This window comes from Methanobrevibacter boviskoreani JH1 (assembly GCF_000320505.1).
GTDB classification, from domain to species: domain Archaea; phylum Methanobacteriota; class Methanobacteria; order Methanobacteriales; family Methanobacteriaceae; genus Methanarmilla; species Methanarmilla boviskoreani.
The window spans coordinates 1-20,781 of the sequence record NZ_BAGX02000003.1; the positions used below are offsets into that span (position 1 = coordinate 1).

The 20,781-nt window shown below is 29.4% G+C and carries 19 protein-coding genes and 1 pseudogene; 18 read left to right on the forward strand and 2 right to left on the reverse strand.

Going from position 1 to position 20,781, the window contains the following annotated elements; all coding sequences use genetic code 11:
* Positions 1 to 122: 122 nt before the first annotated feature.
* From ON24_RS09195 to pyrE, 3 genes and pseudogenes are all read left to right on the forward strand, one after another.
* Positions 123 to 1,185, forward strand: a pseudogene (locus ON24_RS09195) (transposase).
* A 243-nt stretch (positions 1,186 to 1,428) separates the two neighbouring features.
* Positions 1,429 to 1,665, forward strand: a complete 237-nt coding sequence (locus ON24_RS00395; RefSeq protein WP_016358908.1) for a PRC-barrel domain-containing protein — start codon at positions 1,429 to 1,431, stop codon at positions 1,663 to 1,665.
* A gap of 61 nt (positions 1,666 to 1,726) precedes the next feature.
* Complete coding sequence (gene pyrE, locus ON24_RS00400; protein WP_040681566.1) at positions 1,727 to 2,254, forward strand: orotate phosphoribosyltransferase; 528 nt, start codon at positions 1,727 to 1,729, stop codon at positions 2,252 to 2,254.
* Between the two features lie 220 nt (positions 2,255 to 2,474).
* Here pyrE and ON24_RS00405 read toward each other — a convergent pair whose 3' ends face one another.
* Positions 2,475 to 2,999 (reverse strand): MogA/MoaB family molybdenum cofactor biosynthesis protein, encoded by a 525-nt coding sequence (locus ON24_RS00405; protein ID WP_040681567.1) that lies wholly within the window; start codon positions 2,997 to 2,999, stop codon positions 2,475 to 2,477.
* A gap of 107 nt (positions 3,000 to 3,106) precedes the next feature.
* Between ON24_RS00405 and ON24_RS00410 the strand changes: the two genes are divergently transcribed.
* The 10 genes from ON24_RS00410 to mtnA all read left to right on the forward strand — a co-directional run bounded on the left by ON24_RS00410 (position 3,107) and on the right by mtnA (position 12,664).
* Complete coding sequence (locus ON24_RS00410) at positions 3,107 to 3,610, forward strand: type II toxin-antitoxin system VapC family toxin (protein ID WP_016358905.1); 504 nt, start codon at positions 3,107 to 3,109, stop codon at positions 3,608 to 3,610.
* A gap of 103 nt (positions 3,611 to 3,713) precedes the next feature.
* Positions 3,714 to 4,901: a DUF2117 domain-containing protein gene (locus ON24_RS00415; RefSeq protein WP_040681569.1), complete on the forward strand. Its 1,188-nt coding sequence runs from the start codon at positions 3,714 to 3,716 to the stop codon at positions 4,899 to 4,901.
* Positions 4,902 to 5,046: 145 nt separating this feature from the next.
* The gene (locus tag ON24_RS00420; RefSeq protein ID WP_040681570.1) at positions 5,047 to 6,033 is read left to right on the forward strand and encodes a methanogenesis marker 2 protein; all 987 of its coding nucleotides are present in this window, start codon (positions 5,047 to 5,049) and stop codon (positions 6,031 to 6,033) included.
* Positions 6,034 to 6,074: 41 nt separating this feature from the next.
* Positions 6,075 to 7,619 carry a methyl-coenzyme M reductase-associated protein Mmp3 gene (mmp3, locus tag ON24_RS00425; RefSeq protein ID WP_040681571.1) on the forward strand — a complete coding sequence of 515 codons (1,545 nt, stop codon included), beginning with the start codon at positions 6,075 to 6,077 and terminating at the stop codon, positions 7,617 to 7,619.
* Positions 7,597 to 8,079, forward strand: coding sequence for a methanogenesis marker 6 protein (locus ON24_RS00430; protein WP_016358901.1), 483 nt, complete (start codon positions 7,597 to 7,599; stop codon positions 8,077 to 8,079). The genes mmp3 and ON24_RS00430 overlap by 23 nt, the downstream gene beginning before the upstream one ends.
* Before the next feature lie 52 nt (positions 8,080 to 8,131).
* Complete coding sequence (locus ON24_RS00435; protein WP_040681572.1) at positions 8,132 to 8,587, forward strand: methanogenesis marker 5 protein; 456 nt, start codon at positions 8,132 to 8,134, stop codon at positions 8,585 to 8,587.
* A 1-nt stretch (position 8,588) separates the two neighbouring features.
* On the forward strand, positions 8,589 to 9,836 hold the full coding sequence (locus ON24_RS00440; RefSeq protein WP_016358899.1) for a methanogenesis marker 15 protein: 1,248 nt from the start codon (positions 8,589 to 8,591) through the stop codon (positions 9,834 to 9,836).
* A gap of 9 nt (positions 9,837 to 9,845) precedes the next feature.
* On the forward strand, positions 9,846 to 10,400 hold the full coding sequence (locus ON24_RS00445) for a methanogenesis marker 17 protein (RefSeq protein WP_016358898.1): 555 nt from the start codon (positions 9,846 to 9,848) through the stop codon (positions 10,398 to 10,400).
* Between the two features lie 205 nt (positions 10,401 to 10,605).
* The gene (locus ON24_RS00450) at positions 10,606 to 11,529 is read left to right on the forward strand and encodes a radical SAM protein (protein WP_236254908.1); all 924 of its coding nucleotides are present in this window, start codon (positions 10,606 to 10,608) and stop codon (positions 11,527 to 11,529) included.
* Positions 11,530 to 11,734: 205 nt separating this feature from the next.
* Complete coding sequence (mtnA, locus tag ON24_RS00455) at positions 11,735 to 12,664, forward strand: S-methyl-5-thioribose-1-phosphate isomerase (protein WP_040681573.1); 930 nt, start codon at positions 11,735 to 11,737, stop codon at positions 12,662 to 12,664.
* A gap of 72 nt (positions 12,665 to 12,736) precedes the next feature.
* Here the strand turns inward: mtnA and ON24_RS00460 are convergent, their stop codons facing one another.
* Complete coding sequence (locus ON24_RS00460) at positions 12,737 to 13,822, reverse strand: class I SAM-dependent methyltransferase (protein WP_016358895.1); 1,086 nt, start codon at positions 13,820 to 13,822, stop codon at positions 12,737 to 12,739.
* 257 nt (positions 13,823 to 14,079) lie between these two features.
* On the opposite strand from ON24_RS00460, the gene dph5 reads away from it, so the two are divergent.
* The 5 genes from dph5 to ON24_RS00485 all read left to right on the forward strand — a co-directional run bounded on the left by dph5 (position 14,080) and on the right by ON24_RS00485 (position 20,661).
* Positions 14,080 to 14,874: a diphthine synthase gene (gene dph5, locus ON24_RS00465; protein WP_040681574.1), complete on the forward strand. Its 795-nt coding sequence runs from the start codon at positions 14,080 to 14,082 to the stop codon at positions 14,872 to 14,874.
* A gap of 1,065 nt (positions 14,875 to 15,939) precedes the next feature.
* A complete protein-coding gene (locus tag ON24_RS00470) occupies positions 15,940 to 16,251 on the forward strand; it encodes a hypothetical protein (RefSeq protein ID WP_040681575.1) in 312 nt (103 codons plus the stop codon).
* A 319-nt stretch (positions 16,252 to 16,570) separates the two neighbouring features.
* Positions 16,571 to 17,116 carry a rubrerythrin gene (rbr, locus tag ON24_RS00475; RefSeq protein ID WP_040681576.1) on the forward strand — a complete coding sequence of 182 codons (546 nt, stop codon included), beginning with the start codon at positions 16,571 to 16,573 and terminating at the stop codon, positions 17,114 to 17,116.
* A gap of 323 nt (positions 17,117 to 17,439) precedes the next feature.
* Positions 17,440 to 18,993, forward strand: a complete 1,554-nt coding sequence (locus ON24_RS00480) for a flippase (protein ID WP_040681577.1) — start codon at positions 17,440 to 17,442, stop codon at positions 18,991 to 18,993.
* A gap of 240 nt (positions 18,994 to 19,233) precedes the next feature.
* Complete coding sequence (locus ON24_RS00485; protein ID WP_040681578.1) at positions 19,234 to 20,661, forward strand: Mur ligase family protein; 1,428 nt, start codon at positions 19,234 to 19,236, stop codon at positions 20,659 to 20,661.
* Positions 20,662 to 20,781: the final 120 nt, after the last annotated feature.

Sequence of the window (20,781 nt, forward strand, 5' to 3'; positions counted from 1 at the left end):
AAGTGTGATTTATTTTTTATTTTTAATAATACATTTTTAAAATTAGTTTTAAATAAAAAAAAGGCCGTTTAAATCAATAAATTTAAATAATAGGTGCAATAAATATATATTTGACGATACGTATGATGCACAATTTAAATTTAGATAAAAACGACTCAAATTATGTTATGTTAAACAAAATATTTAAAATTATCGATTCTAGAAGATCACAGCAAATATTCACCTCAAATGGATTTAAAAATACTAAAAAACTAAGAACAGTCATTAAAACACAATTTATATGTATGTTTTTTTTGATTTACCGATGGAATTTGTTGTGAAAAATCTTAAAAGCAGAAATAAACTCAGAAAATTTTTCAAAATGGATCAAGTTTTAGAAGCTCAAGAAATCTATGATTACTTGCAAAAAAATTCCATCAAGGAATACACCAATCCAGTAAATAGCATTTTAAAACACTTTGGAAACTACAAAAGAAGGGGAAAAAAGACTTTTATTGTAGATGCCACACCAATAGACTTAGATTTCTATTTCAATCGTAGAAGACAGAGTAAAGAAAAACTTGCAAAAATGAATTTAAAATGGAGTTATTCTTCTTCAGAAGGCCATTATATTGGATTTAAAGCTATATTTGTACTTGATTACGATTCATTAACTCCTGTTGCAATTTTATTACATTCTGGTGCCCCGAATGATTCAAAACTTTTTGAAGAAATTTTTAGAAGAATTGCATAGGAGAAGATTGATAAGAAAAAGAGATGTGTTAATCTTCGATAAAGGCTATTGCAGCTTTAAAAACTACCAAATAGGAATTAAGAAATACAAAATAGTTCCTTTCATTTTTCCAAAAAAATTTTTTACAAAACAAAAATTCGACGACAAATTAAGCTATCCATTAGACGTTTTTAGTAATAATAAGAAGAAACAAAACTCTAAAACTATATTCAAAAGATTAAAAAAAGAATTATTAAATAAACTTGTCAATTGGAAGAAATATAAACCAATACGTGGAAAAATAGAAGATTACTTTAAAGTATTGAAAAATTCATTAGAAATGAGAAAAATACACGAATTCACACCGAAATCTGTAGAAAAAACACTATTTCTTTTATGTATTGTTAGGAACACTCCTCATACAACAATGCGATATGTCAAAAACAGCCCTACAAAAACTTTCCCAAATGTAAAAATTTCAGACCCCTAAATTTTATTTAATCAGTAATTTTTATTCACTAGATCGGATTCTAACAGTTGATTAGACTTAAATCTATAAATAAGCTTTATTTATCTTTTTTTAGCCATGTTTTTCATATTCTCATTTAAATATGTTTTTCATGATAAATCTTTAAATGGAAAATTGTATTGGTATCGATTATATTTTAATAGGATTATACACAAACTATATAATATTAATTTATAAGGTGATGTTTATGAGGATAGTTAAAGACCTTATTGGAAAAGAGGTATTGGATTCCGATGTTAACAATATGGGTATTGTTGATGATATTGAGTTTGATAAAGAATCTAATGAAATCCTATCTTTGGTTCTTAAAAGAAAAGGAATTTCTAATACACTCAGGGCTTCTAAAAGTGAAGATATTGTTCCATTTGATTTAGTTAAAACAATTGGGGATAAAATAATTCTTAAAGATACTTATGATATATAATTTTTTAAATTTTTTTAATTATTTTTAATTTTTTTCTATTTATTAAAGTTAGGTTTTATTTATGGCTTCAAAAGAATATTTAATTAAACTTTTAAAAGAAAATAAAGTTTTTGAACAAGGACATTTTGTATTGGCTTCAGGAAAGGAAAGTAACTATTATGTTAATATGAAAAGGGCAATTACTAATCCTGAAATTCTTAAAACTATTGCAGATTTAATCACTGAAAAAATCTCAGAGGATAATATTGATAAAATTGCAGGACCAGCATTAGGTGCTGTACCTATTGCAACTGCTGCTTCTTTAGAAAGTAAAATTCCCCTTTTGATGATCCGCAAAGAGAAAAAAAGTTATGGAACCTCTAAACAAATTGAGGGAGAACTTAATAATGGGGATAATGTAATTGTTGTTGAAGATGTCACTACTACTGGTGGATCTTTACTTAAGGCTATAAAAGTTATACAGGATAATGGAGGTATTGTTAAAAGGGCATTTGTTGTTGTTGACAGACAAGAAGGTGCAAAAGAGGCATTTGAAAAAGAAGGTATAACTTTAGAGCCTCTAATCTCTGTTGATGAACTATTTGATTAAATATTTTTTTTTTATTGTTTTGGCTATTTCTATTATTGTCAAGTTTTAATTTTATTTTATTTTATTTTATTTTTTGTTGTTTTTATATGATATTTAAAGAATTAAAAATAGTTTATTTAAATAAATATCTATTTTAGATCATGTTTTAACTATTTTTTAATTTTTCATTTTTCCTTAATGGTTATTTAAAGAATTAGAAAAAGTTTATTTGAATAAATATCTATTTTCTTGAATGCTTTACTAGATGGCCGATTTCATCGGATATTATGTCCATAGCAGTTTTAACTGCATTTGGTGAACCTGGCATTGAGAAGATAATTGTTTTATTATATATTCCTGCAGATGCCCTTGAAAGTAGTGCCCCTGAGCCTAACTCTTCATAGGATTTTAATCTAAATATCTCTCCAAAACCATTAATTTCCTTATCATATAGTGGTTTCAATGTTTCAATCGTAATGTCCCTTGATTCAAGACCTGTACCACCTGTTGTAAATATTGCATCAATTTTTTCTTCATTCATTTTTTTAACTGTATCTAAAAGCATATCCTTATCATCGGGGATGATAGTATATTCTTTGATTTCATGGCCTTTTTCTTTTAAAACATTGATTATGTCCTCTCCTGAGATATCTGAGTTTATTCCTTCTTTTGAATCTTTATATTTACTATCACTTAATGTAATTACTCCACATTTAACGTCTATTGGAACATGTTTTTTGTGTTCTTCCATGGATTTGCTTTTCATAATTACTCACCAAATAAAATATTATTCTTTTTATATCTTTATTATCTTAATTAATTATTTCTAATTCTATTGATAATCTTTATTAATTTAGAAATTATAGTATAATCATGGAAAAAACATATAAAATTTTGGATGCCTCTGCATTTATTAATGGTTTTGAACCAAATGATAATTTAAATTATACTGTTCCTGAGATTACATATGAGGTTAAAGATTTAAAGTCTAAAATTCATTTAGATCAGATTATTTCTGATGGTAAATTAATTATCAAATCTCCTAGTGAATTTTATGTCAATAAATTGGATAATATTATATCTGAATCTGGTGATGATTTAAGGTTGTCCTATCCTGATAGACAACTTCTATCATTGGCTTTGGAAATCAATGATTTAAATGGCTCAGCTATCGTTTTGTCTGATGACTATTCTATTCAAAACGTTTTAAAAATATTGAATATTCCATTTAATTCCATTATTACAAAAGGCATTAATCAGGTTTATAATTGGGTTAAAACCTGTGAAGGATGTAAAAAGGAGTATCCCGCAGATTATCCTGAGGATGTCTGTGAAATATGCGGTTCTAAGATTTTTAAGCGTAGAATCAGAAATTAATTAATTAAAGTTTTAGTATATATGTTTTTTTGATTTTATTTTAACATGATTTTTATAGATAATCATTGCATAAATTTATAAAATTTTTAAAAAAGTTGATATGATGGAAATAGGTGTTGTAGTGCATGGTCCTATGATTATTGATTCAGGTTATGCACTTAAAATTATTGAATTTTTATCTAATTTTGCAGATGTTCGTTGTCGTTTAGGAGGAACCATGGGTAGAACTGCAGTAATTGATGCGGCAATGGAGGATAAAATAGATGTTTCTAAAAGGTTGGTCCCAAGTGATTCATTGTCTCTTTTTGCAGATGAAGATGTCTCTCTTATCTTTTTATTGAATTATGGTAAATCAGCCACTACTGGTCATGTTTTCGGATATAAGGTTGTACATCATTATATGGATAAGAGTTTTCATGAGGATATTCCCTTAATTCAAATTGAAAGACCTGGTGAAGAGGATGGTACCGTTGTTATTTGGAATTGTCCGGATAATTTAAAGGATTCTATGGATGAACTTGTTTTAAATATTGAAGATACCTTTCATATAAAAAGGATTAGTCCTAAAGATATTGAAACGAAACACTTTGGTGTTGATGATACGGTAAAAATTCAAGAAGATCAATATGAAAACAATGCAGATATTGTTAAGAGAAGAGTTCATGGAGTAAGTCCCGGTGAGAACATTCTTGTAAATGGTAATGTCATCGGTAAGTCAGATTCCTCTTCTTTAACATTGGTTAGTAAAGATGGTATTATTGTTGATATAATTGGTGGGGAAATTAAGCAACATGGCGTGGATAAACTTGGAAAAATTGATTTAAATACGGCTATTGTTAAAACAGGTTTACTTAGGCGCTCTAAAGTAAGACCTAGAGTTATAAATCATAAATCAGATAAAGATGTATACAATATTGGTTTTTTAGATCATGCTGCTGAGGATGTTTATTCCTATAGGGACATGGACTTGATTGTAACTGTTGGTGATGACACAACTCTCTTAGGTTCTGATATTCTGTTTAGGTTTAAAATTCCTATTATAGGTATTACAGATGGGGATTTGGATAAGGTTGTAGAAGACGGTTATAAGTCAAATGATTCTGTAATATTCCAGGTAAATTCCGGTTATGATGATAAGGTAGGTCATAGGGTTTATGTGGAATTATTTAATAAATCTAATCATTTAATCATTAATCGGGACTCTAATGATTTAAAAAATGTAATTCAGGAGTTATCCGATGAGATTACCTATATTATTGAGGATATGGATATTGAATACACTAAAAAATAATAATTTAGTTAGGCATTCTATTTTTCAATTTTTTATAAAATTTCATTTTATGTTCCTAGGGGAAATAATAAAATATAATGTATATTAAATAATTATTTATAAGAAAAATTGTTGATTTTTTTGAAAATTTTTAGAAGGTGTGGCTTTGGATTTAACTAGCTTGGTTAATTCTATTCAAGAGTTTAAAGGTGTAACAAGAAAAGGAACTATATCTAATGTTACAGATTTATTATCTGATGTTTATAATATATCTGGGGATGTTTGTCTTGATTTTGGAGATGATGCATCCGCAATAGATATTGGTAATAATCAAGTAATATTGCTTGCTGCTGATGGTATCTGGGGACAATTACTTCAATTTGATCCTTTTTGGGCAGGTTATTGTGCTGTTCTAGTTAATGTAAATGATATTGCTGCAATGGGAGGTAAACCTATTGCAATGGTTGATATACTTGCAGTTGACAATGAGAAAACCTGTGAGGAAGTGATTAAAGGAATTAAATGTGGTTGTGAAAAATTCAAGGTTCCAATGGTTGGAGGTCATTTCCATCCCGATGCGGATTATACCTCTATTGATGTGGCTATTGTAGGTATTGCTGATAAAGATAAAATCATTAGCTCATCTGGAGCTAATGTTGGAGATAAGGTACTTGTTTCTATTGATTTGGACGGTAAGTTTTATGATGAGGAGACTAAACTAAACTGGGATACAACCTTTGATAAGGATCCTATTCTTGTAAGGGACCAAATAAGAGTTATGAATAAAATCGCAGAGGAAAAACTACCTAGTGCAGGTAAAGATATAAGTAATCCTGGAATACTTGGTACTTTGGAAATGTTGTTGGAAGCTTCCAATGTTGGAGCTATTGTTGATTTAGAGAAAATTCCAAAAAATGAGGATATTCCTTGGGAGGTATGGCTTAAAGCTTATCCCGGTGCTGGTTTTGTCTTGACTGCTCCTAGTGAAAATTGTCAGGAGATTATTGATAATCTGGAAAAATACAATCTAACAACAAAAGTTGTTGGTGATGTAATAAATGAAAAAATACTTTATTTAGAAAATAAAAATCAAAAAATAGTGGTATTTAAACAGGATGAAAATCCAGTTTTAAAGTTTAATCAAATTAATTAAAATTTTTAATTTATTTTACTAATTATAATTAGGGAGATTTTATGTTAATAACAATTAATGGAGAAAAAATAGAAATTGCCGATGGTTCTACTATTAAAGATGCTATCCAAATTTCAAATGCTCCTTATACTCCTGGATGCATTTTATGTTTGATTAAAGGAGAAAAGGAGATTGAAAAGAATATTAACAAATTTAAAATTAAAACTCCTAAGGGCAGTATTATAATTGAAATGGCAGAAGAACTAGCAGCTAAACCAATCGTTGATGTTTGGAAAAAGCAATACAAAGATTTTATTGGTTGTCCTATAAGATGGTCCTCATCAACTGAAACTGCTATGGGTCCTATTGTCACTGATTTGGAACCAAGCCATAATGAATATAAATACCGTGATTTAGAGGTTATTTTAAGTTTATCTGGTTTTAGTAATGAATCTACTCACATAATATTTTCGAAAGATAAACATTTCAGCATATATGGTGTTCCGGATAATAATCGTGGAGTATTCGCAAATGTTATAGGTGGTAGAAAAACATTAAACCTTTTGGATGAAGGGGATACCATTTTGGATATTGAACCCGTTATTGAAAGAACAACAACTACAGATAGTGCTTCTGTATCCAATTTGGATACCGAGTTAAAAGAGGGTTATGAATTATTTACATATATTGAAATAGAACCAAACTTCAATTCTCCAAAATCCGTTGAACATCTATTCTCATTAATTGATAAAGGAACAATAGAAGTAAGTTACGAGGCTAATTCTTTACTTGGTTTTTATCAACTTCAAGGAATTGGGAGACCTTTAGAGGATTATGGTCCTCGTCGCCGTGGTACTGTTACTATGAGAAATGATGGTACTGGAATAGGTAAAGTATTTATTTATAGGGAAGATAGAGTTACTTCTAATTCTCATACAATCATTGGTAAGGTATCTAAGGGAATGGAATTGGTAGACTCTGCCAAACTAAATGAAAAAATTACTGTTAGGGCAAATCCTCCTAGGATTATGACTTTAAATAAAACTAATGCCGAAGCAGAGAGATTCCTTAAAGCTGCAGGAATCGAGCATATTCGTGAAGGATTTAAAGATGATGATGCAGTGGTTGTTGCCCAGAATCCAGAAACCACTGTGGAAATTTTAAATGCAGGTAAGGTTACTACCACTGCTTATCCTGATGATAAGATTACGGTTATTGAGGTTACTGATAAAGCTCCGAGAACTGCTTGGTACTTTAGAAGACTTACAGGTTTAATTGAAAAACCTATTGGTCAATTAAAAGTTCATTTTGCCTTTCCTGGAATGAATATGTCTATTTTTGAAGGTGATTCAAAAATGTCCAAAGGTCTTATACCGGAGAATACTCCAAATGTGGATACCCTTGAGGCAGGTGTTGTTGGTGTAACCAATATGATTAAGAAAAATGTAGGTTTGGTTGGAGTAAGATTTGAGTCAAATTCCGATTTTGGTCCTACTGCTGAGCCGTTTGAAGCTACTAATATAATTGGTAAAGTAGTAACTGATTTAGAATTAATTGGTGAATTAAAAGAAGGGGAGATTTTATATGTCCGCGAACTTAGCGATTAGTCCAGATTTATCAAAAGAAGAGACAGATCCTGATTATGTTATTCGAATGATTATATTAGGTCCTAAAGCTAATGTTGGTGAAAATGAGATTGTTAATCATTTACACTTATTGGATTTACCTTTAACCGTTAAATGGACCTGTTATGGTGCGATGGTTGCAGGTAAATCTGAAGATGTTGAGAAAGCTATAAAAGAGGTTAGGAAATTAGATCCTTATAATATTTTTACAAAATCTAGAGGATTCCCACCAGGTGATCCAAGACGTTGTAGAGGTCATAGATATGGACCTAGAGAAGGTTTTCACCAAATGGAAAGTGAATATAAAATTTTAGGTGATGTCGGTGATGCTTTAAAACATCCTAGAGATGTTTATGTTGAAAGACCTAAACCAATCGATGTTGATGAGTTTGTAGAAATTGTTAAAGAATCTATAGAAGAGGAAGATTCTAAAAAAGAATAATTCTTTTTATATGGAATTAATAAAGTAAAATATGTGGTATTAAGGTGAAAAAATGGTTAAAGTAGCTATTTATCCTCCAAATTCTTTAGTCTTAGGGGATTTAATTGAGAGAAAAGGGCATGAAGTGTTAGCTTTACAAAAGGCTATGTCTAAAAAAGTTAGGGATGTTGAAATTGATTCTCCTCCTATGAATATTACAGAAAATGATCCATTAAATGGATTGAAATATGCAGCTATTGAAGTTCCATCAGGTGTTAGAGGTAGGATGTCTATTATTGGACCTCTTATTGATGCTGCAGAAGCTGCTATTATTGTAGATGATGCTCCTATAGGATTTGGTTGTGTTGGCTGTGCTAGGACAAATGAATTGTCCATGTTTTGTTTACGTAAAAGAGATATACCAAAATTAGAATTAAGTTATCCAAAAAGCAGAGATGAAACTTTTGACTTTGTAAATAAAATCAATGAGTTTTTAGATTCACTTGAAGAAACCGAGGGAGGTAATTAAAATGGTAAAGATAGCTTTAGTTTCATGTGGTACTGAATACAGTGGTATTCAAAAAGAAATAGAAAAAGCAGCTTTAACATTTGGTGCAGAGATTATACTTCCGGAGATAGATTTGGATTATATTGAAGAGGCATATACTAAATTCGGTTTCTCAGCTCAAAGTTCAAGTTTAAAATTGATGATTGCCCGTGCAATGGCAATTGTCGAAGGCCGTTGTAAAGCAGATGCAGTATTTGTGGCTTCATGTTTCAGATGTGCTGAGGCAGCATTGGTAAGAAATGAAGTTAGAAGATTTATTCAACAAAATACCCGTATTCCTGTTGTAACTTATTCATTTACAGAAAAAACCAAAGCAGATGAATTATTTATTCGTATGGAAGCTTTAGTTACAACCGTAGCTAGAAGAAGTATCTTGGCACGTGAAAAACAGGAAGGTTTAACCCTTGGTATCGACTCAGGTTCAACTACTACCAAGGTTGTTTTAATGGAAAACAACAAAGTAATTGGAACTGGATGGAATCCTACTAAGGATATTATGGAATCTGTTTACAAAGGTGCAGATCAGGCATTTGCAGATACTGACTATGGTTGGGATGATCTAGATGGTATTGGTACTACCGGATATGGTCGTATTAATATTGGAAAACAGTTAAATGCAGAACTTATTCAGGAGGAACTTTCTGTTAATGCAAAAGGTGCTGTATATCTTGCAGGTAAACAAAAAGGTGAAGCTACTGTATTGGATATTGGTGGTATGGATAACAAGGTAATTACTGTAAATAATGGAATTCCTGATAACTTTACTATGGGGGGTATATGTGCAGGTGCTTCTGGAAGATTTTTAGACATGACCTCTCGTCGTTTAGATGTTGATATTACAGAATTGGGTCCTCTTGCAGTATCCGGTAATTATAAAAATGCGGTTTTAAACAGTTATTGTATTGTATTTGGTATCCAGGATTTAGTTACAACTTTGGCAGCAGGTGGTTCTAAGGCTGATGTTGCAGATGCGGCTTGTCACTCTGTAGCACAACAGGTATATGAGCAACAACTCCAAGAAATCGATATAAGGGAACCATTGATTCAAGTAGGTGGTACTTCATTAATTTCTGGTTTGGTTGAAGCTGTTAAAGATACTCTTGGTGGTATCGATATAATTGTACCAGAATATTCCCAACATATCGGTGCAGTAGGGGCAGCATTACTTGTATCTGGACTTGGTAGAAGACAAGAAGATAAAAAAGCATAAGTGATTTATATGTTAGTTGAATCATATGATAAAGATGGAGCAGAAGTTTATGATATGATTATTAGGCAGATTTTCCAAGATCTCCAACTTGGACCCTCTGTTACAGATATGAAAGCTTTTGTAGATCCTAAAGAAGTAGTTTTCATCATGGCTATTAAGACTAAAAAAACTAGTTCAAATACCTATTTAAAAGAGGTTGCACATACCAAATTCTTTAAAGATAATAATCAAACTAATGTATTTGTTGATGATGAGAATTACCTTCCACATATTCTTAAAGTATTATGGGATAAATATGGACGTGAAAATGTTCACCAGCCTGATAGATATACAATTGTCTTAGACGGTGATCAGAGGTTTATTGAGGAGTATGTTGTAGATAACCCTTCAATTAATCTTCAAAAAAGAGTTTATGATGGAATTTATAGGATTGTTCCTGAAGGTTTTAAAGTAATTAAAGATGTTTCCCGTGATGGGATAATTGCTATTGTTGCTACTGATGAATTAATAAGAGATAAATGGGTTGAAAAAGCAGAGGAGTATATTGATGAATTAAATTCCTGATTTTTAATCATCATATTCTTTAATCCTAAATTTATATTAATTTATCTTAATTTTCTATTATTTTTTTAGTTTATTTTTTGTTTTATTAGGGTAAACTTTATAAGTAATATAATTAAGAATAATAACAATTATTATAAAATCGTAATAATAATTCATATAGGGGTTAATTAAATTTATTCAAATAAATTTTGGCGAGGCAGATAATATGGCTGATATTAAAGGTAAACAAGATCAATCTGGACCTTCAGTTGAAATAGGTAAAGGAAATCATAAAGCAGAAAGATTCGCTCATATTACTAAAGCTCATCCATGTTTTAATGAAAAATTACATGATAAAGTAGGTAGGGCACATATTCCTATTGCACCAAAATGTAATATTGGATGTAATTTCTGTGTAAGGTCATTCCATGAACCTGATGAAGATAGACCTGGTGTTTCAGCATGTATATTAAATCCAGAACAAGGTATTGAGCATGTTGAAAAAATATTAAAGGAAGAACCTATATCTGTTGTAGGTGTAGCAGGACCTGGGGATTCTTTAGCAAATGAAGAAACATTTGAATTCTTTAGAAAATTAAATGAAATTCATCCTGAAATTATTAAATGTATGAGTACTAATGGGCTTTTACTTCCTGAAAAGGCTCAAGAAATTGCAGACTGTAATATAAATACTGTAACAGTTACAATAAATGCAATAGATCCTGAAATCCTTAAAGATATTGTGGGCTTTGTTCATTATCATGGTAAAGTTTACAGGGGAGTTGAAGGTGCCAAAATACTTATTAAAAACCAACTTGAAGGTATTGAATTACTTGATGATTTAGGTGTAATTGTAAAGGTCAATTCAGTACTTATTCCTGGATTAAATGATCAACATATTGAAGAGATTGCAAAAGAGGTTTCTAAACGTGGTGCTTCTTTAATGAATGTTCTTCCTCTCATACCATTAAATAAAATGGAAAATTATGAGCGTCCTGATTGTCTATTAATTGAAAACACTAGGGAAAAAGTTGAAGAATATCTTCCAGTTTTCAGAGCATGTACCCAATGTAGGGCAGATGCTTATGGAATTCCTGGTAAGAAAAGTCATGACCATAATCTTGGCGTAACTCCAAGTAGTCATTTCTAATTCTTTATTTTTTAACTATTTTTTTTATTTTTAACTTTATAACTATTTTAATATTGATTCGCTTTTTTTTTAAATTGGAAATTATCTAAAATTTACGACCAGTTTTATCATGCTTTTTTTAAAATTTTGTATTCTAATTTCACAATTTATGTTATTAGGATATCCTTATCAAAACTTTTTTTAATTTTCAAATATAATTAGTATTATGAAAACTTTAGAATGGGAAAATAATAAATTAAAATTGATTGACCAGAGGAAATTACCTGATGAACTAGAATATGTTTATTGTAGTAATTATCAGGAGGTTATTGCTGCTATTAAAAATATGACCGTTAGAGGTGCACCTGCTATCGGTGTATCTGCGGCATTTGGAATGGCATTGGCTGATATTGGTGGTGTTGATTTAAACAAAGCTGCTGATGAAATTAAAGCTGCACGTCCAACGGCTAAAAATTTATTTTGGGCTGTAGATAGAGTTCTTGATAGTGAAAATCCTTTACAGGAAGCCCTTAAAATCTATGATGAGGATATGAAAATTAACAGGGCCATTGGTAAATATGGCCGTGAAATTATTGACGATGGTGATACAATATTAACACATTGTAATGCTGGAGCATTGGCATGTGTAGATTATGGTACTGCATTAGGTGTTATAAGGGCTGCAAATGATGAGGGTAAAAACATTAACGTAATCTGTGATGAGACACGTCCCCGTGGTCAAGGTGCAAGGTTAAGTGTGTGGGAAATGCAACAGGAAAATATTCCTGTAAAACTTATTTGTGATGTTGCAAGCGGATATTTGATGAGTCAGGGGATGATTGATAAGGTTGTTATTGGTGCAGATAGAGTTGCAAAAGGAGGAATCGTAAATAAAATTGGTTCTTTTATGGTTGCTTTAGCTGCCAAAAGATTTGATATTCCATTTTATGTAGCTGCCCCATATTCTACATTTGATATGGATATCAATATTAATGATACAGTTATTGAAGAAAGAGATCCTGATGAGGTAATTCATTATGGCTCCTGTAGAATTTGCCCTAAAGGAACAGAGGTAATTAATCCTGCATTTGATATTGTTCCCAATGATTTAATAACTGGAATAATTACTGAAAAAGGTATTATAGATCCATTATAAATGGATCTTCTATTATTTTAAATAAACTCATTTTTAATAAGTTAAATTTTCTATTTAAATACTTTTTTTATCTTAATAATGTACTCTACAATCAAATACCATCTGCCACATTCCCGGACTTGTGGAACGTACCTTATGGCATCTTTCAATTGTTACAGTCATACCATGTTCTGCAGCTTTTCTTTCTAATTTTTCACGGCCTTCATTACAGTCATGTGCAAATTCATAGTAATGAATAATTCCTTCCTGTGCAACAAGTGAAAAAGCGGTATCCAAGAATTCATATGCAGTTCCAGGTAGGTTCATTATTAACCTGTCAAATTTTTCACCTTCTAATTGTTCGGATGCAACTTTATTAATGTCTCCGCATATGGGATGTATTTTTCCCTGTAATTTATTTAACCTGATATTTTCTTTAAGGTAATCTATTGCAACATCATTGATGTCTACTGCAGTTATGTCAACTTTGTTTCTACTTGCGATAACTATTGAAAATGGACCAACACCACAGAACATGTCTAATATTTTTTCTCCATCATCAGTAATCTCTCTAATTCTTTTCCTTTCACTTGTAAGGCGTGGAGAAAAGTATACTTTACTAACATCTAGTTTTAAGCGTATCTTCTGTTCTTTATGAATGGTTACCGGATTATTAACTCCACAAATAAATTCAATATCCCTGACCCGTGTTACTCCTTTAATGGGGCTTTTTTTCATATAAACAGATTTACGTTTAGTGAATTTTAATGTGGTTTCACCGATTAACTCTTTATGTTCTAAAAGATTATCCGGAATCTCAACAATTACAATATTGCCTATGATATCAAAGGAGTTTCTTAAATCTGTAATCTCCTGATCTGTTAATTTACCTTGAAGCATTTCTCTAACACTATGGGGATATCTGGGAATAAGTTCTAACTCTTTGTCCACAACTTCAATCTCAAGAGGTCTTCCATTAAGAAGTTTTCGCACTTTTTTAACCTTGATAACCTCTTCTTTCATTTTCTCTATTTCCTCATCACTGACTGGGGAGGTTATTCCAATATACCCATAGTCTTTCTCAGGCTTGATTCTATGGTCCATATCCATAATTTCCATATCCATGATGATTTTACGTACTTCATCTACAGCAGGTAAACTAATTTTTAAAGATTGCATAATATCATTGTTTAAATTGATTAAATAAATAAAATGTAAAGAAATATTTTTTTTCAATTAAAATTATAATATGTATTTTTAATTTAAAATATTGATTTCTATTTTCTAAAAATAGCTTATTATTCCTAAATAATAATAAGTTTAAATTTCTTATTATAAAATATATTTATCTCAAGTTATAAATTAATATTAAGTATTTTTTTATATTAATTATTATGAAATTTTGATTTTATAATTTAAATTTAAAGGTTAAAAACATGTTTTATTTGATTGGATTAGGATTATTTGATATAAATGATATGTCAATTAAAGCATTAAATGCTTTAAAAGAAGTGGATGTAATTTATGCGGAATTTTTTACCTCAAAATTAATAGGTTCTACTTTAGAGGCTATTGAAGATAAAATCGGTTCTAAGATTCATATATTAAATAGATCTGAAGTTGAAGAGGATAGTCCGTTTATACTTGAAGCTAAAAACAAAGATGTTGCGCTTATTACTGGTGGTGATCCGCTGATTGCCACAACACACTCTGACTTTTTAGTTCAATGTGCTAGAAAAGGTATCGATTATAGGGTAATTCATGGTTCTTCTATCTTATCCTCAGCTCCTGCAATAAGTGGTCTTCAGGGATATAAATTTGGAAAGGTTACAACAATTCCATTTCCGGATCATAATTTCTTCCCTAAATCACCATATATGGCTATTAAGGAAAATATGGATATGGAACTACACACCTTAGTGCTTCTTGATATTCAGGCTCATAAAGATAGATATATGAGTATTAATCAAGGTCTCGAATATTTAATGAAGGTTAAAGACACTTTACCGGAAGAAGAACAGGTTATCAATGAGGATACATTAGCCGTTGGTATTGCAAGGGTTGGATCTGATGAGGGTATTGTCAAGGCAGGTAAAATATCAGAATTGATTGATTATGATTTTGGAAGCCCTCTTCATTGTATTGTTATACCATCTAAGTTACATATTGTAGAAGCAGAATATCTTGTTTATGTTGCAGGTGCAGATAAAAGTATTTTGGAAAAATGTTAATTCTTCCTTATTTTAATTTCATATTATTTTTATGTGAAGTACTAATTTCTACTTAAATTTATATGAAATAGATGATATTGTATAAATCTTTTAAAAAAAGTAAATCAGGGTGAAGGACATAACACGTCAGTTCCTAATTTTTCTTTAAGCTAAAACATTCGTAATAGCAATGTTTAAAGTCATGCCCTTAAGATTAATGAAATATTTTTCTCTTAAATATGGAGATTAAGAATTCCTTTTTTATCATTTGACAAAAAATATCTTTTTCCCTATTTAATTATTGTTCTTTTTACTTTATAATTATTACTATTTGATTTTAAATTAGGAATTTGTATTAATTATCCGTAAAAAAATATTATTTTAATTTTTTTTATTGATTATTTTAAAAATATTATGTTTTATAAACTATCCATTGGTTTATTTTTAATGTTCATTTAATAAAAATCATTAAAACCTTTAAAATAATTATTAATTTATAAAACAGCTTTGTTTAAATAGCTTTTATTAATAAAAAAGATCATATTATTTAATTTAATATAATAATATAAATTTGAAGAAAATAAGATTATAGAGTAGGAAAGAGTATTTCTTATAAACATGGTAGGGTAATTAAGAATTTTTTTAGATAATATTTTTTTTTAGTGGTAAGTAATTTTTAGGAATAAACTCTTAATCATATTATAATAAATACTCTTTTTTTTTAAATGAATTTCATGTTTTATATAGATTATAAAATGGTTGAGAAATTCACCAATGATGTGTAGATTTATGCACATCGTATAATAAATTGTATTTCATTACTTATAAATATTGTCATTTGATTTTTTAGAATTAATATTATATTGTTTTTAGTTTTTTTGTTATTATTTTGTTATTTGTATATTCTTTTTTAATCAATATTGTCCTGTTTTAATTTTTTTTATATAAAATATTAAAACTTAATTTTTTGCATTGTTTTTTTCATTTAAGACCATTTAAAATTTCAGTGAAAAATTTATTTAAGTTAATTACATATCTTAATATAATATCTTTTTTTATGGTTGTGTTATTATTGAAGATAGGAACTTGTATGATGAAATTGACTATAGTCTTTTAGATGATAAAGAAAAAAAGATTATTGATAATCCAATGTATACTAGAAATGTTGAATTAATAAACCTTGTACTTCCTGGAATAGGATATGTGTATATGGATGAGAGGAAGAAAGGCATAATCATCTTTATTGTTTATGTTCTGTTGTTTATTTTATGGTATTTGAAATTTAATTATATGGAGTATATTATTTTCACATATTATATTATCCAGTTTGGTCTTAGTGTTTTTGTAGCTAATGATAAGATTAATAAGATTCTTGAGAAAGGATCTAAATCTGAGTAAATCTTATACAATCTTTCTAGTAATTTTTTGAATCTAATTATTTTATTTATTTGTATGCTTTTGCGTTAAGATGGTTTATTGTTTTTAGTAATTTCTTTAATAGGTTTTATAATATTAAGTTTTTTCATATTTTTTAGCTGTTTTATCATGTCTTTTTTTTAGGGTTTGGATTTTATTTTAATTAATCAAATCCACTTTTTATATATTTACAATATCAACTACTACTTTTATTATATCTTTTATTATTTTTTTTAAATAGTAAAAAATTAATATTTAATAAAACATATATGTTATATAAGTAATTTTGGAGATGATATTTATGCCTGAATTAAAAGGTAGTAAAACTGAGAAAAATTTAGAATATGCATTTGCAGGTGAATCTCAAGCAAGGAATAAATACACTTACTTTGCAAGTAAAGCTAAAAAGGATGGATATGTACAAATTTCTAAAATCTTTGAGGAAACTGCAGGTAATGAAAAAGAACATGCTAAAATTTGGTTTAAAATATTAGAAGGCGGAGACATTAAAAGTACCGAAGAAAATCTCGTAGCAGCTGCTGCAGGTGAACATGAAGAATGGACTGAAATGTATAAAAACTTCGCAGAGGAAGCTAAAGAAGAAGGCTTTGATGAAATTGCATTTTTATTTGAAAAAGTTGCAGCAATTGAAAAAGAACATGAGGAAAGATACAATACCCTACTTAAAAATGTAAGAGATGGATCTGTATTTAAAAAAGAAGAAGATATTGTATGGATTTGTTCTAACTGTGGACATGTATTTATTGGACCTGAACCACCTGAAAAATGTCCTGTATGTGCTCATCCACAAGCTTACTTCCATGAAAAAGCAGAAAATTATCAATAGATAAAATTAATTTTATAATTTCTTTTTAATTTTTCTTCTCTTTTAATAAGAAAAGAGGAATTCTTATTTATTTTTTGATAATTTATATTTTTTTTATTTTTATTAATTTAAACTTTAATTCTATTTTTTCCTTTTATGTGTTTTGGTATTGTGTTTTGCTTTTTTTTATCTTTATTTTATAAAAATTTTAATTGACTTTAAATCTATGGAAATTAATTTTTTACTTTTAAATACATGGAAAAATTTATAAAATATATTTGATAAGATTATATTATACTGTTTAAAAAACTTATTTTTGTTAAATTGAATTTTTAGGTAATTTTATGTCAGATAATGAATCTAAAATTGCAAAGGGTAGTTTTATCATGCTTATTGGTACTTTTATCTTCCGTATTGGGGGATTTTTGTACCGTTTTATATTAACATGGTTACTAACTGCTGCTGATTATGGTATATTGGGACTTACATTGCCTTTCCAAAATTTCTTAAATATCACTGCTTCCGGAGGGCTTCCTTCAGCAATAGCTAAATATGTTGCAGAATATTCTGCTTTGGATAATGAACAGATGCAACAACAGGTCATTCGAACGTCATTTAAAATAATAATTGTCATGGCGGCTATTGGAGCCACTATTATGTATCTTATTGCAGAGCCTATTGCTATAGGCTGGTGGCATAAGCCTGCTGCACTTTTACCATTACAATTAGTTGCTGTAATCACTCCTTTTAGTGTAATTGTAGGACTGTATCGGGGAGTATTTCAGGGATATTATCAAATGACTGATATTCTTATTACAAAGGCATTTGAACAGCTGGGTATGATTTGTTTTGCTGTAATATTTGTATTGATTGGTTGGAGAGTTTCTGGTGCTGTTTTAGGTACAGTTTTAGGATTTTTATTCGCATCTCTTTCTGCAATATGGTTATTTAAAAGGGATGTTACTTCTAAGTTTAAAACAGGCCGTAAGAAAATCTCAAGATCTGAAGAGCGGGATATTATTGTAATGCTTTTAAAATTCTCAATTCCCGTTGTTATAACTGGTCTTGCAGAAGTATTGTTATATGATATTGGTACCTTATTTATTGGTGCTTACTTAACAAGTAATTATGCAGGTTATTACACTAATGCAAGTGCAATAGCTAGATTGCCTTTAATTGTATCTATGTCTGTTGCAACATCTGCACTTCCTGCAGCTTCAGAGGCATTTTCATTAAATAATCATGAATTACTTACAAGATACATTCATCAATCTTATAGATATGTAATACTTATTGTATTGCCGTTATGTGTAGGTACAGCTGTGTTTGCTAGTCCTATTTTAGGTCTTTTATTTGGACATGAATACACTTTAGGTACCGTTGCATTACAAATACTTGTAATGGGCATGTTATGTTTCGCTGTTTATACTATATCTGCAAGTATAACTCAGGGTCTTGGAAAACCAATTATTCCTATGATATCTTTAATATTAGGGGTTATTATCCAAACTATCTTCAGTTATTTACTCGTTCCATTATTCAATATTAATGGTGCAGCTTTAGCAACTTCCATAAGTACTGCATTTATTATGGTTGTATGTATTATCTATACCCATAAAGTATCTGGCGTTAAGTTTAGAACTATGGCGTTTTTAAAAATATTGGCTGCCTCATTAATTATGGGGGCAGCATGTATGTTGGTTCCTAAAACTTATTGGGGTATTTTTGTAGGTTTGGTTGTTGGAGTAATTGTTTATATTTTTGCTCTGGTACTGGTTAAAGGATTACAAAAAGATGATTTAAAATTAATATATAAAACTGCAGAAAAAACAGGACCTATGAAAGGATATTTAAACAATTTGGCTGATAGATTGCAGAAATATGCTGTAGATAATTAATAATATTGGTTATATTTTTAAAAATATATTTTTTAGATTTTATTTTTAATGTTTTTATTTCTTTTTTAATAGCTTATAAAAGGGTATAAACCTATTTATTGATTTTTAAACTTATATTTTGTAAAAAAAATAGTTTTAATCCAATATATTTTTAAAAATTAAACTTTATATATTATAAAAAAGTAATACTTAACTAATAAAATTTTTTTTAAATTTTTTAATTTAAGGGTGGATCAATTTATGGTTGGAAATTTTAGGTATAAGTTTGCTAAATGTATGGGCAAACTAGGTAACTTTTTAGTACATCTCAATGGAGGAATGGGTAAAAGTTTTCCTGGATGGTTATTCCTTCATGTCGGATCTTATGAGGCTTTAAACAATTTGGCTAAAGAGCCGGAAATAGGTTCTGTTATTGTTACTGGAACTAATGGAAAAACCACCACTACTACTATGTTGATTAAACTTTTATCAAAAGATGCACAAATTTGCTATAATTTTGAAAGCAATACTGTTAATGCTATTGCAACGGGTCTTCTTCAAGGTAAATCTGAACTTGGTGTATTTGAATATGGTATTAGGGATTTTGAACACGGCATACCTGGTGAGGTACAAAGATTGGTAGATCCTATTGGAGTAGTCTATACTACAATTTCAAGGGAACACACACAGGTTCTCGGTATCAAAAATCCTTTTGATAAATATTTGGCTGCTAAAAGGGAACTTTCCTTAAATATGAAAAGGGGGGTTATAGTGGCAAATGTTGATGATCCAAGAACAGTTTACATTGGTAAAAATAAAGAAAAGGATGTTCCTGTAAATTATTTCGGACTTGATATAGATTATAATGATATTTTTCCGGAAAAAGATGTTGAGTGTCCAGTATGTGGAAGGAAGCTCCAATATTCTAAAAGATTCTTAAATCATAGAGGTATTTATCAATGTGAATGTGGATTTAAAAGACCTGAACCAAATGTTAAAATCACTAAATTACAAACAAGTCCTAATAGATGGTTTATTACAATAGAAGGTAACGTCTATAATTACCCTAATGATACTAATGTGTCTTTTAAGATTGATACAGATGTTCCACCATTTGGTATTCACAATATTTATAATACATTATGTTCTACAACGGCATATGCAAGTTTCACTCCAAAGATAGAAAATATAGAAAAGACTGCATGTGAAGTTTTTGAAGGTCTTACTATGGCGATTCTACCTCCAGGACGTTTTGAGGTTGTAAAACTAAATGACGGTAAAATGGTAGGTCTTGGTCAGGGTGATAATGGTGATGCATTAAAGGTTAATGTACTGTTTATGAATCAGTATATTGATAATAAATTAGAATTTATATATACTACACCAGATGTAGGTGAGGAAGAGGTATTTGAGGATCATCTTGAAGCTATAAGGGCAATTAATCCCGACCATTTAATTGTGATACCTGGAAGGGAATCTGTGGAAATTGCTAGGGAATATTATAATCAGATTAAAGATGAATTTAATGCTGATTTTTATCCTTATCCTTATAGCGAAATGGAAAAGAGAATCAAAGGTATTGTAAAATTGATTCTTAATTCTGGATATAAGAATATAATTGTCTCAGGTTGTGGTGAGGAACAAGCAATGTGGGAGAGAATAAAACAAGAAATTAAAAAAGAAAGGTAATTCTTTATTTTTTTCTCTGTTTTTTTTTTACTTTTTTTGATTTGTTTTTTTTTAAAGGATTTATTATTGTTTTTTAAAATAACTCTTTTTTAGATATTTTAATAATCTCATTTTTTATTT